This is a genomic window from Streptomyces solicavernae, from assembly GCF_029968095.1.
GTDB lineage: Bacteria > Actinomycetota > Actinomycetes > Streptomycetales > Streptomycetaceae > Streptomyces > Streptomyces solicavernae.
Map to the genome: position 1 here is coordinate 169,527 of NZ_JASCIR010000005.1, position 16,519 is coordinate 186,045.

Below are 16,519 nucleotides of genomic sequence, written 5' to 3' on the forward strand. Positions count from 1 at the left end.
TGGCGAGCTGCTCGGTCACTTCGCCGCCTCCTCTTCCTGTACCTCGATCTCGGCGGCCTCGTTCACATCGGTGTCCGGGGCGTCGGGGGCCTGTTCCGGGGCGATCGGCTCGTAGACCAGCACCGCGCGGTTGTCGGGGCGAAGGCGCGCCTGGGCGACCTCCTTGACCTCGTCCGCGGTGACGGACAGGACCCGGCCGACCGCGGTGAGGGCGAGCTGCGGGTCCCCGAACAGGACCGCGTACTTGCAGAGTTCGTCCGCGCGGCCCGCGACCGTGCCGAGGCGGTCCAGCCACTCGCGCTCCAACTGGGCCTGGGCGCGCTCCATTTCCTCGTCCGTGGGGCCCTCTTCGGCGAACCGGGCCAGCTCCTCGTCGACGGCGGCCTCGATGTCGGGCACCTCCGCCTCGTGCGAGGTCTTCACGTCCAGCCAGCCGACCGACGGGGCACCGGACAGGCGCAGCATCCCGAACCCGGCCGTCACCGCCGTACGGTCGCGGCGGACCAGGCGGTTGTAGAGCCGCGAGGACTCGCCGCCGCCGAGGACGGTCAGGGCGACATCGGCCGCGTCGCACGCGCGCGTGCCGTCGTGCGGCAGACGGTAGGCGGACATCAGCGCGCGGGAGGGCACCTCGGCCTCGACCAGCAGGCGCTTCTCCTCGCCGATGATGTCGGGCAGCGTGCCGTCGCGCGGGGGCCGCTTGCCGTCGTGCGCGGGGATCGAGCCGAAGTACTTCTCGATCCAGGCGAGCGTCTGCTCCGGGTCGATGTCGCCGACCACCGAGAGGACGGCATTGTTCGGTGCGTAGTACGTACGGAAGAACGCGCGGGCGTCCTCCAGGGTGGCGGCGTCGAGGTCCGCCATGGAGCCGATCGGCGTGTGGTGGTACGGGTGGCCCTCCGGGTACGCGAGCGCGAAGAGCTTCTCGAAAGCCGTGCCGTACGGAACGTTGTCGTACCGCTGGCGGCGCTCGTTCTTCACCACACTGCGCTGGTTTTCCATCGACTCGTCGTCGAGGACCGTCAGCAGCGAACCCATGCGGTCGGCCTCCAGCCAGAGGGCGAGCTCCAGCTGGTGGGCGGGCATCGTCTCGAAGTAGTTGGTCCGCTCGAAGCTGGTGGTGCCGTTGAGCGAGCCGCCGGCGCCCTGCACCAGCTCGAAGTGGCCGTTGTCCTTGACCTGCTTCGAGCCCTGGAACATCAGGTGCTCGAAGAGGTGGGCCAGGCCGGTACGGCCCTTGACCTCGTGGCGTGAGCCGACGTCGTACCACAGGCAGACCGCGGCGACCGGGGTCAGGTGGTCCTCGGAGAGCACCACGCGCAGGCCGTTGGCGAGGCGGTGCTCGGTCGCTGTCAGGCCGCCGGAGCCGGCCTCGGCCGTGGCCGTGTGACCCATGGGCATGTAGATCCCTTCGATCGCGAGATGTCGTCCTTGACTGACCTGTCGGCGGCGGGCGGTGGCGGGCCGGATGAGGTCGGCCACGCGGTCGCCGGGGCAAGTGCTGTCACTGTATGCAAGCGTGCGGACATCTGGCGAAGTTCCCGTCCCGACTCTGCTCTCAGCGATCTCCGATGACGTTTCGGCGGTCTCCGGTGACGTTTCGGCGGTCTCCGATGGCGTTTCGGGGATCTTCGGCGGTCTTCGCTGGTCTTCAGGGGGCTTCACCGGTCTTCAGGGGCTTCGGCGGTCTTCCGCGGTCCCGTGAACGTGCCAGGAACGGGGATTGGACGGGTCGCGGTCCGCGTTGTCAGTGGCGCGGTCCACAATGGTCGGCGTCAGAACTGGAGATTGCCCCGCACAGGAACGTGAAGGAGCCGCAGCAGCGATGGCCCGCCGCAGCACGAAGACCCCGCCGCCCGACGACGCGTACGAGGAGAAGATCCTCGACATCGACGTCGTCGACGAGATGCAGGGCTCCTTCCTTGAGTACGCGTATTCGGTCATCTACTCCCGGGCCCTGCCGGACGCCCGGGACGGACTGAAGCCGGTGCAGCGCCGCATCGTCTACCAGATGAACGAGATGGGCCTGCGCCCCGACCGCGGCTTCGTGAAGTGCGCCCGCGTCGTCGGCGAGGTCATGGGTAAGTTGCACCCGCACGGCGACGCGTCGATCTACGACGCGATGGTCCGCATGGCGCAGCCCTTCTCCATGCGCGTGCCGCTGGTCGACGGCCACGGCAACTTCGGCTCGCTCGGCAACGACGACCCGCCGGCCGCGATGCGGTACACCGAGGCACGGATGGCCACGGCCACCTCGCTGATGACGGAGTCGATCGACGAGGACACGGTCGACTTCACGCCGAACTACGACGGCCAGGAGCACGAGCCGGTCGCGCTGCCCGCGGCGTACCCGAACCTGCTGGTCAACGGCTCGTCCGGGATCGCCGTCGGCATGGCCACGAACATGGCGCCGCACAACCTCGGCGAGGTGATCGCGGCCGCCCGCCACCTGGTCAGGCACCCGGGCGCCGACCTTGAGACGCTGATGAAGTACATCCCGGGGCCCGACCTGCCCACGGGCGGCCGCATCGTCGGCCTCTCCGGCGTCCGGGACGCGTACGAGACGGGCCGCGGCACCTTCAAGATCCGCGCGACGGCCACCGTGGAGAACGTGACGCCGCGCCGCAAGGGCCTGGTCGTCACCGAACTCCCCTTCACCGTCGGCCCCGAGAAGGTCATCTCCAAGATCAAGGACCTGGTCGGCAGCAAGAAGCTGCAGGGCATCGCCGACGTCAAGGACCTCACCGACCGCAACCACGGCCTGCGCCTGGTCATCGAGATCAAGAACGGCTTCATCCCGGAGGCCGTCCTGGAGCAGCTCTACAAACTGACGCCGATGGAGGAGTCCTTCGGCATCAACAACGTCGCACTGGTGGACGGCCAGCCGCTCACGCTCGGCCTGAAGGAGCTCCTGGAGGTCTATCTCGACCACCGGTTCGACGTCGTACGCCGCCGCAGCGAGTTCCGCCGCGGCAAGAAGCGCGACCGCCTGCACCTGGTCGAGGGCCTGCTCGTCGCGCTGCTCGACATCGACGAGGTGATCCGCCTCATCCGCTCCAGCGAGAACTCCGCGCAGGCCAAGGAGCGACTGATGGAGCGCTTCTCGCTGAGCGACATCCAGACGCAGTACATCCTGGACACCCCGCTGCGCCGCCTCACCAAGTACGACCGCATCGAGCTGGAGTCGGAGCGGGACAAGCTCAAGGCCGAGATCGAGGAGCTGACCCGCATCCTGGAGTCGGACGCGGAGCTTCGGAAGCTGGTCTCGTCCGAACTGGCCGCGGTGGCCAAGAAGTTCGGCACCGACCGGCGCACGGTCCTGCTTGAGTCCTCCGGCACCCCGGCCACGGCGGTGCCCCTTGAGGTCGCCGACGACCCGTGCCGCGTACTGCTCTCGTCGACGGGCCTGCTCGCGCGTACGGCCACCGGCGAGGTTCCCTTCGACGCCGAGGCCAAGCGCGCCAAGCACGACGTGATCGTCTCGGCGGTGCCGGCCACGCAGCGGGGCGAGGTCGGCGCGGTGATCTCCTCGGGCCGGCTGCTGCGGCTGAACGTCATCGACCTGCCGCAGCTCCCGGAGACGGTGGCCGCGCCCAGCCTCTCGGGCGGGGCGCCGGTAGCGGAGTTCCTGAACCTGGAGGCGGGCGAGGAGCTGGTCTGCCTGATGACGCTCGACGAGTCCTCGCCGGGCCTCGCGCTCGGCACGGCGCAGGGCGTGGTGAAGAGAGTCGTGCCCGACTACCCCTCCCACAAGGACGAGTTGGAGGTCATCACCCTCAAGGACGGGGACCGGATCGTCGGCGCGGCCGAGCTGCGCACCGGCGAGGAGGACCTGGTCTTCATCACGGACGACGGGCAGCTGTTGCGGTACCAGGCCTCGCAGGTCCGCCCGCAGGGCCGGCCCGCGGGCGGTATGGCGGGCGTCAAGCTGGCGCAGGGCGCGAAGGTGATCTCGTTCAACGCGGTGGACCCGGCGGTGGACGCCATGGTGTTCACGGTGGCGGGCTCGCGCGGCACGCTGGACGACTCGGTGCAGACCACGGCGAAGATCACGCCGTTCGACCAGTACCCGCGCAAGGGCCGGGCCACCGGCGGTGTGCGGTGCCAGCGGTTCCTGAAGGGCGAGGACTGCCTGTCGTTCGCCTGGGCCGGTGCGGTGCCCGCGCGTGCGGCGCAGCGCAACGGCACACCGGCGGAGCTGCCGGAGGTCGACCCGCGCCGCGACGGCTCGGGCGTCTCCCTGGCCAAGCCGGTGGCGGCGGTCTCGGGGCCGGTGTAGGGCTAGTCGGCGGGCTCGGGCTCCGGACTTCCGGTCCGGGGCTCGGGGTCGCGTTCGTCCACGTACCGCAGGACGCCCCACATGACCTCTTCGAGGCCGGCGTCCTGCGACGCCGCGTCCCGGCAGTCCTTGAGGGCGGTGTGCAGGGCGGCGCCGTCGACTCCGGAGCCGATGAGGACGAGCTGCGTGCCGCGCTCGGCGTCGCGGGGCCAGGGCTCCGGGTAGAAGCGCAGGAAGCGGCCGACGGCGTGCAGGGTGTAGCGGTTACGCGGGTCGTAGGGGCCGAAGTCGACAAATCCCTTGATCCGGTAGAGCCCTTCGGGCCGTTGGTCGAGGAAGTCGAGCAGGCGGCGGGGGTGCAGGGCGACGTCGGAGGCGAAGGAGACGCTGTCGTAGGCGGCGTGCAGGTGGGCGTGGCGGTGCTCCCCGTGGAGGCCGTCCTCATGGGGCAGGCCGTCCTCGTCGGGCAGGTCGTCGAAGGACAGCTGCCCGAAGCGCTCACCCTTCGGCTTACCGTCGAAGAGCAGCTCCGGGTCGATCCGGCCGTACGTCGACTCGACCACCGCCGCCCCGTCCGCGAACCCGTCGACGCGCGCCCGCAACCGCCGCAGGGCGTCCGCCTCGACCCGGTCGGTCTTGTTGAGGACGACGAGGTCGGCGAGCGCGAGATGACGCTCGATCTCGGGGTGCTGCTGCCGGGTGGCGTCGAACTCGGCCGCGTCGACGACCTCGACGAGTCCGCCGTACACGATGTTCGGGTTGTCGCTGGCGAGCAGCATCCGTACGAGTTCCTGCGGCTCGGCGAGGCCGCTCGCCTCGATGACGATCACGTCGAGGCCGACGGAGGGGCGGGTCAACTTCTCCAGGTACGCGTCAAGTTCACTGCCGTCGACCGCGCAGCACAGACAGCCGTTGCCGAGCGAGACGGTCGAACCCACCTGCCCGGCGACCGACATCGCGTCGATCTCGATGGCCCCGAAGTCGTTGACGACGACGCCGATGCGGTTGCCGCCGCTCTGCCTCAGGAGCTGGTTGAGGAGGGTCGTCTTCCCGGACCCCAGAAACCCGGCGAGTACGACGACGGGGATCTGCCTCTTGCCCACACTGCACCTTTCGTACGGAACTGCCCGGCCCCTGCCGAACACCGGCATGGACTCCGGCCAGGATAAGCGCGCCCCCTGGCACGCCCCTCAGTGCGCTCCCGGGCGGCACAGCAGTCATGGTCGGGCGTTCCGGGGCGCGATGTGAACGATTGCCATCGGCGCAGGCGGGCACGCATGGAGAACGGCGCCGACTCCTTGCGTCCCAGTGGGTGTCAGAGGCCTCTCCAGAAGGGCCCCACTCACCCAGCCCGCAGACCTGAGCAGGGCCCGGCCTACCGGAAAATACCTGGCCCACTTGGCCACATGAGTCTGCAGCACCGCACTCGGAAGACGCGTTGCAAGTGTCCGGCCCTCACCCTTCTCGGCATCTGCCCGATCGACCTCAGTACGACCAACTCCGGCTCGAACACCAACTCTTCAGTAGGGACCGTACCCCCGGCGAATTGCAGCGCGAGCAGTTCGACCGCCGCACGGCGCATCACCTCGCCTCACCCCTGCACGTCCAGGGAGAACAGCGCGCCCCACGTCCTCGACCAGCAACCGGCAACCGGCCGCCTCGGACACGCCCCCTTGGTCTGTGTGCACAGGACCGGGGTGCGGCCCTGCTGGGCGATGCGCCGCCGATGGCCTCGGTGAACGCCAGGAAGATCGGGTTCTGCGACTCCGGCAGCACCAGACCGACGAGCCGGGCGAACACCTTGCTCCTCGCCCACCACAGAGTTGCCCGCCGGCCTCCCTCGCGCGCCGCCTCCCCGCCCCGTCACCACCACCGCCGCGACCGCCGCCCCCGCCGCCCGCACACGTCAGGCTAGGCTCACCTACGTGAGTACGTGCGCCACCACCTCGCAAGACCTGGACGAACCCCTCGCCGGCACCGCCGCAACCGCGCGGACCTGGCTGCTCCTCGAACAGCCCGGGCCCTGGGGCGCCAAGGCCCTCACCTCCAGCCACCTGGACCCGGAACTCGGCCGCGCCCTCGAAGCCGCCGCCGAGGGCACCGGCGTACGCATCGCCCTGATCCGCCGCACCGGCCGCCACGCGGACTGCCACACCGCGGCCCGGCGCCATGTGTACGCGGCACATGTCGACCCCCGCTCCCCCAGCACCTGGCTGCACAGCGCGGTCATCGACGACCCGGCGCGGCTCCTGCAGCTGGACTTCGCCGCGCTCGGCAAGGGCGACCACCACAGCCTCGGCCAGGCCCTCGGCGCCGCCCCGCACACCGGCGCGCCCCTCGCCCTCGTCTGCACCAACGGCAAGCGGGACCGCTGCTGCGCCCTGCTGGGCCGCCCGCTCGCCGCCGAGCTGACCGCCGCGGGCGAGCCCGGCGCCTGGGAGGTCACCCACCTCGGCGGCCACCGCTTCTCGCCCACGCTGCTTGTGCTGCCCTACGGCTACGCGTATGGGCGGGCAGGCGCGGGCGAGGTGCGCCGGGTGCTGGCGGCGGCGGCCGAGGGGCGGGTCGTCGTGGACGGGTGCCGGGGCGGCTCCGCCTGGGAGCGGCCGGGGCAGGCGGCGGAGCTTGCGGTACGCCGGGCGAGCGGTGAGGACCGGGCGGGGGTGCTGTCGGTCGTCCGTACCGAAGACCCCGGTGACGACGGCCTTACGGCGGACGCCGCGCCGCGTTGGGATGTGGTCGTGGCACATGGGGACGGGCGCCGGTGGCGCGTCACGGTCGCCCAGGGCACCGCGCTGCCGCCGCGTCCGGAGAGCTGCGGCGCCGCGCTCGGCACCCCGGCCCGGATGGACGTGATCGCGGTACGGGCCGAGGCCACGCCGGGCCCGCCCGTCCCCTTCGCGCCCGAAACCGGCACCCCGGCCACCGACGGCCACCCCGACAGCCATGCGGACAGCGACAGCCATGCGGGCAGCCACCCCGACAGCCACCCCGACAGCCACGCGGACAGGGACAGCCGCGCAGACACCCACGCCGTCACCCCGGACTCCGTCACCCCAGCCGCCCTCACCCCAGACTCCGACGGCCCAGCCGCCGACGGCCCCGCTGTCCGTGACCCGGACCGGCTTTGACCGCCGACCCGCCCCACGCCGTACCGTTTCTCCATGAACGCAGCACTCCCCCCGGGCCCCGGCCTGAAGGCACCGTCACCGTGAGCGGTGGGCGCAGGATGCGCATCGGCCTGCCCCGACGGGTCTTCTCGCAGGTGCTCGTGATGCAGCTGGCGATCGCCGCCGGGGTCGCGGTGCTCGCCACCGGCCTGTTCCTGGCGCCGCTGAGCGATCAGCTCGACGACCAGGCGATGCGCCGCGCCCTCGCCATCGCGCAGACCACCGCGGCACAGCCGCAGGTCGCCGAGGACCTGACCGGCACCCGGCCGAGCCCGAGCGGGCCGGTACAGGCCGAGGCGGAGCGGATCCGCGAGGCGACCGGCGCCGAGTACATCGTGATCATGAACGAGCGCGGCGTGCGCTGGTCGCACGCCAACCCCGCCGAGATCGGCAGGCTCGTCTCCACCGACCCCAGCGAGGCGCTCGCCGGCCACGAGGTCATGGAGATCGACGACGGCACCCTCGGCCGTTCCGCCCGCGGCAAGGTCCCGCTGCGCGCGGACGGGGAGATCGTCGGCGCGGTCTCGGTCGGCATCGAGTACGACAGCGTCCGCGACCGGCTCATCTCCTCCATCCCCGGGCTCTTCGCGTACGCGGGCGGGGCCCTGGCCGTCGGGGCGCTCGCCGCCTATCTGATCTCGCGCCGAGTGCAGAAGCAGACCCGTGACCTGGCCTTCTCGGATATCTCGGCGCTGCTTGCGGAGCGCGAGGCGATGCTGCACGGCATCCGTGAGGGTGTCGTCGCGCTCGGCCGGAACGGCCGCATCCGGCTGCTCAACGACGAGGCGCAGCGGCTGCTCACGCTCGGCCCCGAGGCCATCGGCCGGCCGCTGGACGAGGCGCTCGGCGACGGCCGGACCACCGATGTGCTCGCCGGCCGGGTCACCGGAACCGATCTCCTCACGGTGCGGGGCCAGCGTGTCCTGGTCGCCAACCGCATGCCCACCGACGACGGCGGCGCCGTGGCCACCCTCCGCGACCGCACCGAACTGGAGCGCCTCGGCCGCGAGCTGGACTCCACGCGCGGCCTGATCGACGCCCTGCGCGCCAAGGACCACGAGCACGCCAACCATCTGCACACCCTGCTCGGCCTGCTCGAACTTGAGATGTACGACGACGCCGTGGAGTTCGTCGGCGAGACCGTCGGCTCGCACCGGGCCACCGCCGAGCAGGTCACGGAGAAGCTGCACGATCCGCTGCTCGCGGCGCTCCTGGTCGGCAAGGTCGCCGTCGCCGCGGAGCGCGGGGTCTCGCTGCGGATCTCGGACGACACCCGGCTGCCGGACCGGCTGATCGACCCGCAGGGCCTGGTGACGATCGCGGGCAACCTCGTCGACAACGCCCTGGACGCGGCGGTCGGCAGCCGGGCCCCGCGCGTGGAGGTCGCGCTGCGCGCCGAGGGCCGCTCGGTGCAGCTGCGGGTACGGGACTCGGGGGGCGGAGTGGCGCAGGAACAGCGGGAGTTGATCTTCACCGAGGGCTGGTCGACGAAGGAACCGCCCGCCCACGGCAAGCGCGGCATCGGCCTCGCCCTGGTGCGCCGCCTCGCCGAACGCCAGGGCGGCAGCGCTTACGTGGGCGAAGCCCCGGACGGCGGCGCGGAGTTCACCGTCGTCCTGCCGGAGGCCCTCACCGAAACCGACCTCGCGCACGCGGAGGAACGCCCATGAGCGGCAGCGGCGGCATCAACGTACTGGTGGTCGACGACGACGTGCGCGTGGCCGGGGTGAACGCCGCCTACGTCGCGAAGGTCCCGGGATTCCACGTCGCGGGCCAGGCGCACACCGGGGGCGATGCGCTGCGCCTGGTCGAGGAGTCGGCGTCCGGCGGCACGGCGATCGACCTGGTGCTGCTCGACCACTACCTGCCGGACCGCACCGGCCTTGAGTTCGTACGGCTGCTGCGCGAGCGCGGCCACCAGACCGACGTGATCATGGTGACCGCGGCGCGCGACGTGGCCACCGTCCAGGCGGCGATGCGGCATGGCGCGCTGCAGTACCTGGTCAAGCCGTTCACGTTCGCCGGCCTGCGCGCGAAGTTGGAGGCGTACGCGGGGCTGCGGCGCACCCTCGACAGCGGCGGCGAGGCCGAACAGGCCGAGGTGGACCGGATCTTCGGCGCCCTCTCGGCCACGCCCGAGCCCGAACTCCCGAAGGGCCATTCGCCGAGCACGGCGGAGCTGGTCCGGCGGGCGATGATGGCAGCCGAGGGCCCGCTCTCCGCCCAGGAACTCGCGGACCGCACGGGCCTGAGCCGTCAGACCGCCCAGCGCTACCTCAAGCTCCTGGAACGCTCGGGCCGCGTCCGCCTCTCCCTCAAGTACGGGGACACGGGGAGGCCGGAACACCGGTACGCGTGGGCGAGGTCGGGCAGCTCGGGGGACTGACACCCGGCCGACACCCGGCACTCGGCACTCCGAACCCGGCACTCGGCTCCCGGCACCCGGCTCGGCACCCGGCACCCGGCACCCGGCACCCGGCACCCGGCAGTGCGACGGGCCGATGCGCGGGCTCGCTGACTCGACCCCTCCGCGCCTCACACAGCCCCGGCCCCGGTCAGCGACCGCACCTCGGTCTCCGCGTGCCTGGCCTCGTCCGCCGACTCACCGGACGTCACCGTGCCGATCCAGCCCGCGAGGAAGCCGAGCGGGATGGAGACCAGGCCGGGGTTTCGCAGCGGGAACACCTGGAAGTCGACGCCCGGGAAGATCGCTGCCGGGCTGCCGGAGACCACCGGCGACAGCCCGACCAGGACCAGCGCGGGCACCAGACCGCCGTACACCGACCAGACCGCGCCGCGTGTGGTGAAGCCCCGCCAGAACAGCGAGTACAGCAGCACCGGCAGGTTGGCGGAGGCCGCGACGGCGAAGGCGAGGCCGACCAGGAACGCCACGTTCAGGTCACGCGCGAGCAGCCCGAGCCCGATCGCGACCGCCCCGATCCCCACCGCCGCGACCCGCGCCACGGCAACCTCACTACGCGGCTTGACCTGCCGCTCGACCGGTTCGACGGACTGCTCCGGCTCGACGGACTGCCCTGGCCCGACGAACTGGTCCGGCTCGACGGACTCCGGCTCGACGGACTGCCCCGGCTCCTCCACCGACTCGACCGTCCGCTCCGGCTCGACCGGCCGACCGGCCCCCACCGGCCGACCCGACGCGACCGGCTTGCCGCGCCCGCGCAGCGACGCGTACAGGTCGTGCGCGACGGACGCCGACGAGGCGAGCGTGATGCCCGCGACGACCGCCAGGATCGTGGCGAACGCGACGGCGGCGACGATCGCGAACAGGATCGTCCCACCGGTGGAGTCCGCGCCTCCGCCGAGGTCGAGCGAGAGCAGCGAAACCGCCGTGTTCCCGGCAGGGTTGGAGCGCCGCACCTCCGCCGAGCCGACGATCGCCGCGGCCCCGAAGCCGAGCACGACGGTCATCAGGTAGAAGGTGCCGATCAGCCCGATCGACCAGACCACCGAGCGCCGCGCGGCACGCGCCGTGGGCACGGTGTAGAACCGCGACAGGATGTGCGGCAGCCCCGCCGTGCCGAGCACCAGCGCGAGGCCCAGGCTGATGAAGTCAAGTCGTGCCGTCCAACTCCCCCCGTATTTCAGGCCGGGGCCGAGGAACTTCTCCCCGTGCCCGCTGCGCTCCGCCGCCGTACTGAGCAACTGGTTGAAGTCGCCGTGGAAGCGCACCAGGACGAGCACGGTGAGCGCGATCGCCCCGCCCATCAGCAGCACTGCCTTGACGATCTGGATCCACGTGGTGGCCCGCATCCCTCCCAACGACACATAGACGACCATGAGCGCGCCGACACCGACGACCGTCCAGCTCTGCGCCGCCCCGCTCGTCCCGCCGAGCAGTAGCGCGACCAGGCTGCCCGCCCCCACCATCTGCGCCACCAGATAGAGAACGGACACGGTCACCGAAGAAGTTCCCGCCGCGATCCGAACGGGCCGCTCTCTCATCCGCGCCGCCACGACATCGGCGAGCGTGAACCGGCCGCAGTTACGGACGAGTTCGGCCACCAGGAACAGCACGACGAGCCAGGCGACGAGGAAGCCCACGGAGTACAGCAGCCCGTCGTAACCGTAGAGCGCGATCAGGCCTGCGATGCCGAGGAAGGAGGCCGCCGACATGTAGTCACCGGCGATGGCGAAACCGTTCTCCATCGGCGTGAAGAGCCGTCCGCCCGCGTAGAACTCCTCGGCCGTGCCGTGCCGTTTGCGGCTCGCCCAGGTGGTGATGGCCAACGTGACGGCGACGAACGCGCTGAACAGGACGAGGGCCAGGGTCTGGTGATCTTCGCTCACCGCTCGACTCCCCTGGTCAACTCCTGGGTGTCCCAGCGGAGTTCGAGGGCCGCCCGGTCCCGGCGCAGCCGCGCGTGCCGGGCGTAGGCCCAGGTCAGGAGGAAGGTGGACAGGAACTGGCCGAGCCCGGCGAGCAACGCCACGTTCACCGAGCCGGCCACGGGCCGGGCCATCAGCTCGGGCGCGGTGGTCGCCACCACCACGTACGCCACGTACCAGGTGAAAAACGCGATGCAGGCCGGTACGACGAACCGCCGGTACCTGCGCCGGACTTCCTGGAACGCGGGGCTCCGTTGCACTTCGAGATAGATGTCGGCAGCGCTCACGGCGGGCTCGCCCGGCCCGTCCTGCGCCGTCCCGCGCGCGTGCGGGACGGGTGGCGCGGGCTCACCGGCTGCCTCCCACCCGGCCCATCCCGAGGCGAGTGCGTCCTGCCAGGGGTCGTCGAGCTCACCGGGACCGCTGAGCCGCACCTTCCCGGCGTCGGGATCTTCGCGCTTGTCCACCGAACTCTCCTCGTCCGCGGCCCACTTCGGCCGCGTGCCCAAGGATGGGCAGAACGTGAAGATCCCGACACTTCAATCCTCCCGCTTCACCCCATCAGGTGACCGGGGGCTTGGCGCGGGGGAAACTGCCGGGCTCGGCGCGGGGAAACTGCCGGGCTCGCCCCTCCGGCACAATCCGGGCTCGCCCCTCGGCAACACAGCGACGAGCCCGAGATCGGCCACAGGGGCGAGCCCGAGATCGCCATAGGGAGCGAGCCCGAGATCGGTCCGCGCGAGACGTACTCAGGCGTCGATGCGCGAGCGGTCCAGCGTGGCCGCGGAGCTGGTGATGAACTCCTTGCGGGGCGCCACCTCGTTGCCCATCAGAAGGTCGAAGACCTTCTCCGAGGACTCCAGGTCGCTGATGTTGATCCGGCGCAGCGTGCGGTGCCGCGGGTCCATGGTGGTCTCCGCGAGCTGGTCCGCGTCCATCTCGCCGAGGCCCTTGTACCGCTGGATCGAGTCCTTGTAGCGCACGCCCTTGCGCTCGAACTCCAGGAGCGTGGAACGCAGTTCGTTGTCCGAGTACGTGTACACGTACTTGTCCTGGCCCTTCTTGGGCTGGACCAGCTCGATGCGGTGCAGCGGCGGCACGGCGGCGAAGACCCGGCCGGCCTCCACCATCGGCCGCATGTACCGCTGGAAGAGCGTGAGCAGCAGGATGCGGATGTGCGCGCCGTCCACATCGGCATCGACCAGCAGGATGATCTTGCCGTAGCGCGCGGCGTCGAGGTCGAAGGTCCGCCCGGACCCGGCTCCTATGACCTGGATGATCGCGCCGCACTCGGCGTTCTTCAGCATGTCCGAGACGGACGCCTTCTGAACGTTGAGGATCTTGCCGCGGATCGGAAGCAGCGCCTGGAACTCGGAGTTGCGGGCGAGCTTGGCCGTGCCGAGCGCGGAGTCACCCTCGACGATGAACAGCTCGCTGCGGTCCACGTCGTCGCTGCGGCAGTCCGCGAGCTTCGCCGGCAGCGAGGAGGACTCCAAGGCCGTCTTCCGGCGCTGCGCCTCCTTGTGCTGACGGGCGGCGATCCGCGTACGCGCGGCGGCGACGGCCTTCTCCAGGACGGCCCTCGCCTGCGCCTTGGCGTCGCGCTTGGTGGAGGCCAGGAAGGTCTTGAGCTCCTTGGCGACGACGTTCGCCACGATCCGGTTGGCCGCCGAGGTGCCGAGCACCTCCTTGGTCTGCCCCTCGAACTGCGGCTCCGCGAGGCGCACGGTGACGACCGCGGTGAGGCCCTCCAGGGCGTCGTCCTTGACGATGTCGTCCTCGGCGACGCGCAGCAGCTTCTGCGTACGCAGGACCTCGTTGACCGTCTTGGTCACGGAGCGTTCGAAGCCGGTGACGTGGGTGCCGCCCTTGGGCGTCGCAATGATGTTCACGAACGACTTGATCGTGGTGTCGTACCCCGTGCCCCAGCGCAGCGCGATGTCCACGCCGAGTTCCCGGGTGACTTCGGTGGGTGTCATGTGCCCGCGGTCGTCGAGGACCGGCACGGTCTCCTTGAAGCTGCCCTGCCCGGAGAGGCGGACCACGTCGCAGATCGGCTTGTCCGTGGCGAGGAACTCGCAGAACTCGCTGATGCCGCCGTCGAAGCGGAAGGTCTCCTCGCTCTTGCCGATCCCGTCGAGGTCCCGCTCGTCGCGTACGACGATGGTCAGGCCCGGCACGAGGAACGCGGTCTGGCGGGCGCGCTGATGCAGGTTCTCCAGGGAGAGCCTGGCGTCCTTGAGGAAGATCTGGCGGTCCGCCCAGTAGCGCACGCGCGTGCCCGTACGGGTCTTGGGGATGCGCTTGCCCTTCACCAGGCCGCCCGCCGCGTCGAAGGAGGCGTCCGGGCCGTCGCCGGTGAACTGGCCGGGCACACCGCGGCGGAAGCTGATCGAGTGCGTTTTGCTGCTGCGGTCCACCTCGACGTCGAGCCGCGACGAGAGCGCGTTGACCACGGAGGCGCCCACACCGTGCAGACCGCCGGAGGCCGCGTACGAGCCGCCGCCGAACTTGCCGCCCGCGTGCAGCTTGGTCATGACGACCTCGACGCCGGAGAGGCCGGTCTTGGGCTCGACGTCCACGGGGATACCGCGGCCGTTGTCCTGCACCTCGACCGAGCCGTCCTCGTGGAGGATCACCTCGATGTGGTCGCAGTGACCGCCCAGGGCCTCGTCCACGGAGTTGTCGATGATCTCCCACAGGCAGTGCATCAGACCGCGGCTGTCGGTCGAGCCGATGTACATACCCGGACGCTTGCGAACCGCTTCGAGCCCCTCCAGGACGAGCAGGTGCCGCGCGGTGTAGTTGGAACCGTCCCGGTCTGCCCCGGAAAGCAGCTCTGTGGACGACACGGACGTCTCGGCGGTCACGCGTTTCGCTCCTCGCTGAATTTCTGTTGGGACCCCCTGGAGAGAGGGTCGGCATCGGTCGCCGCTCAGAGGGTACCGAGGCCTGGTAGAGCCGATGTAACGCCACCCTCAACTGACCGTCAGCCTAGTCCAGCGTCGTATGGATGTTCGATCCCTCGATGGGGTGATGCTCACATCACGTTCCCAAGCAGGCATGAACCATTTAGGCTCCGGGCACGTCCTCATGAACAACCGGCCGCTCGTCAGGCCGGGGAGGGCCGAGCTGGACCACAACTGAAGACGGCAAGCAAGACTCTGCAAACCCACGCGAAAACCGTAGAAGACGTAATACGGCACATTCGCCGCCAACCGGCAGCAGACAGCCGCCTCGGAAGAAAGTTTCGAGGAAAAGCCAAGATCGGGAACGTTTTCGGCCTGGTTGGATGTTGACCCTGGTACGACAGCTCGTCGAGCTAGAGAAGAGGCGACGTGACTACTGTTCTGACCCCCGCGAGCCCCCTGACGGCCGCTGATCGCTGCGACCGCTGCGGCGCCCAGGCATACCTGCGCGTCGTCCTGATGAGCGGCGGTGAACTGCTCTTCTGCGCCCACCACGGTCGCAAGTTCGAGCCGGAACTCAAGAAGATCGCCGCTGAGATACAGGACGAGACGGAGCGGCTGACCGCCGTCCCGGCAAGCGCCGACACCGAGGAACGCTGACACTTCGCATCACGACGAGCCAGCACCGGCCCAGGGCCGGCACTGCGGGCGGCCACCCTGACCAGGGTGACCGCCCGCTCTCGTACCTCTCAGGGCGCCGCACACAACTGCCGCCCACGGCGCGGCGACTGCCCGCAGCACGGCAACTGGGCTCTGCCCCGCGACCGCCTACGCCACTGCAACTTCCGCTGCACAGACGGTGACCGGCGACCGGCCGGCTCCGTTCGGTGAGTGCTGCCTGCTGCCCGACCGACCGACCGGGCAGCAGGCCCTGCCGTTACGCTTCCTGCCGCTACTCGGCGGCGCGCTCCCGCGCCGACCGCTGCGCCTCCGACACCAGCGGCAGCACCTCGGAGATCCGCGTGTAGACGCCGGGGTTGCCCGGCTGCCCGCAGCCACTCCCCCACGACACCAGGCCGATGAGCCGCCCTCGGGCCACCAACGGCCCGCCACTGTCCCCCTGGCAGGCGTCCCGGCCGCCCTCGGGCTCGCCCGCGCACAGCATGGAGTCGGCCAGGTACTTCCCGTCGACGCTGCCCGGGTAGGCCCGTTCGCAGACGCTGTCGGACAACACCCGTACGCGCGCGGCACGCAGCGTGCGCGCATAGTCACCCTCGCCGGTCGTGTCGCCCCAGCCGTACACCGAGGCCGCCGTGCCGGGTTCGTACGCGGCGCTCCCCTCGCGCGCCATGGGGACCACGGACGCCTCGGGCAGCGACTTGGCGAGGGTGAGGACCGCGACGTCTCCGGCGTTGGTGAGGCTGTCGTACTCCCCGTTCACCCACACCCGACGCACGGTGACTTCGCGCCCCTCGTCCGTCCGCAGATCGGCGCGTCCCGCGATGACCTTCAGGTCGGGCACTTCGCTCGGCGGGACCCCGAGCACGTCCTGGCTCAGGCAGTGCGCGGCCGTCAGCACGGTGCGCCGGTCCACGACGGCGCCGCCGCAGAACTGCCCCGACCGCGCACCGCCGAACCGGTCACGACTGGCGATCGCCACCACCCAGGGGTGCTCGGCGACTTGGACCGGCCGGCCGCCGACGACCACCCCGTCGGCCACGGCCGGAGCAGGCGCGGCCAACGGCAGCACCGCTGCCGCCGCAAGTGGGGCGAGTAAACCCGACAGCGCACTGACGAAGGGTCCACGGCGCATA

General features: G+C 70.9%; 10 protein-coding genes and 1 pseudogene. 5 read left to right on the forward strand and 6 right to left on the reverse strand.

Translation table 11 applies throughout. From position 1 onward, the window contains the following. Nucleotides 1-15: 15 nt before the first annotated feature. Nucleotides 16-1,395, reverse strand: a complete 1,380-nt coding sequence (locus QIS99_RS08935; RefSeq protein WP_282512144.1) for a M16 family metallopeptidase — start codon at nucleotides 1,393-1,395, stop codon at nucleotides 16-18. A gap of 430 nt (nucleotides 1,396-1,825) precedes the next feature. On the opposite strand from QIS99_RS08935, the gene QIS99_RS08940 reads away from it, so the two are divergent. Then, a complete protein-coding gene (locus QIS99_RS08940; RefSeq protein ID WP_282512145.1) occupies nucleotides 1,826-4,279 on the forward strand; it encodes a DNA gyrase/topoisomerase IV subunit A in 2,454 nt (817 codons plus the stop codon). Between the two features lie 2 nt (nucleotides 4,280-4,281). On the opposite strand, the gene QIS99_RS08945 is transcribed toward QIS99_RS08940, so the two are convergent. Next, the gene (locus QIS99_RS08945) at nucleotides 4,282-5,382 is read right to left on the reverse strand and encodes a CobW family GTP-binding protein (RefSeq protein ID WP_282512146.1); all 1,101 of its coding nucleotides are present in this window, start codon (nucleotides 5,380-5,382) and stop codon (nucleotides 4,282-4,284) included. A gap of 822 nt (nucleotides 5,383-6,204) precedes the next feature. Here QIS99_RS08945 and QIS99_RS08960 point away from each other — a divergent pair. From QIS99_RS08960 to QIS99_RS08970, 3 genes and pseudogenes are all read left to right on the forward strand, one after another. Then, nucleotides 6,205-7,155 (forward strand): annotated as a pseudogene (locus tag QIS99_RS08960) (sucrase ferredoxin); the annotation flags it as partial. A gap of 353 nt (nucleotides 7,156-7,508) precedes the next feature. Then, nucleotides 7,509-9,119, forward strand: a complete 1,611-nt coding sequence (locus tag QIS99_RS08965; protein ID WP_282512333.1) for an ATP-binding protein — start codon at nucleotides 7,509-7,511, stop codon at nucleotides 9,117-9,119. Beyond that, the gene (locus QIS99_RS08970; RefSeq protein WP_282512147.1) at nucleotides 9,116-9,835 is read left to right on the forward strand and encodes a response regulator; all 720 of its coding nucleotides are present in this window, start codon (nucleotides 9,116-9,118) and stop codon (nucleotides 9,833-9,835) included. Before QIS99_RS08965 ends, QIS99_RS08970 begins: the two co-directional genes overlap by 4 nt. A gap of 149 nt (nucleotides 9,836-9,984) precedes the next feature. Here QIS99_RS08970 and QIS99_RS08975 read toward each other — a convergent pair whose 3' ends face one another. The 3 genes from QIS99_RS08975 to QIS99_RS08985 all read right to left on the reverse strand — a co-directional run bounded on the left by QIS99_RS08975 (nucleotide 9,985) and on the right by QIS99_RS08985 (nucleotide 14,666). Next, nucleotides 9,985-11,757 (reverse strand): solute symporter family protein, encoded by a 1,773-nt coding sequence (locus QIS99_RS08975; RefSeq protein WP_282512149.1) that lies wholly within the window; start codon nucleotides 11,755-11,757, stop codon nucleotides 9,985-9,987. Further along, nucleotides 11,754-12,263: a DUF485 domain-containing protein gene (locus tag QIS99_RS08980; RefSeq protein WP_282512150.1), complete on the reverse strand. Its 510-nt coding sequence runs from the start codon at nucleotides 12,261-12,263 to the stop codon at nucleotides 11,754-11,756. The genes QIS99_RS08975 and QIS99_RS08980 overlap by 4 nt, the downstream gene beginning before the upstream one ends. Before the next feature lie 282 nt (nucleotides 12,264-12,545). Further along, nucleotides 12,546-14,666 carry a DNA gyrase/topoisomerase IV subunit B gene (locus QIS99_RS08985; protein ID WP_282512152.1) on the reverse strand — a complete coding sequence of 707 codons (2,121 nt, stop codon included), beginning with the start codon at nucleotides 14,664-14,666 and terminating at the stop codon, nucleotides 12,546-12,548. Between the two features lie 468 nt (nucleotides 14,667-15,134). On the opposite strand from QIS99_RS08985, the gene QIS99_RS08990 reads away from it, so the two are divergent. Next, entirely contained in the window at nucleotides 15,135-15,365 is a 231-nt protein-coding gene (locus QIS99_RS08990) for a DUF7455 domain-containing protein (RefSeq protein ID WP_282512153.1), read from the forward strand. A gap of 292 nt (nucleotides 15,366-15,657) precedes the next feature. Here the strand turns inward: QIS99_RS08990 and QIS99_RS08995 are convergent, their stop codons facing one another. After that, complete coding sequence (locus QIS99_RS08995) at nucleotides 15,658-16,518, reverse strand: S1 family peptidase (protein WP_282512155.1); 861 nt, start codon at nucleotides 16,516-16,518, stop codon at nucleotides 15,658-15,660. Nucleotide 16,519 lies beyond the last annotated feature (1 nt).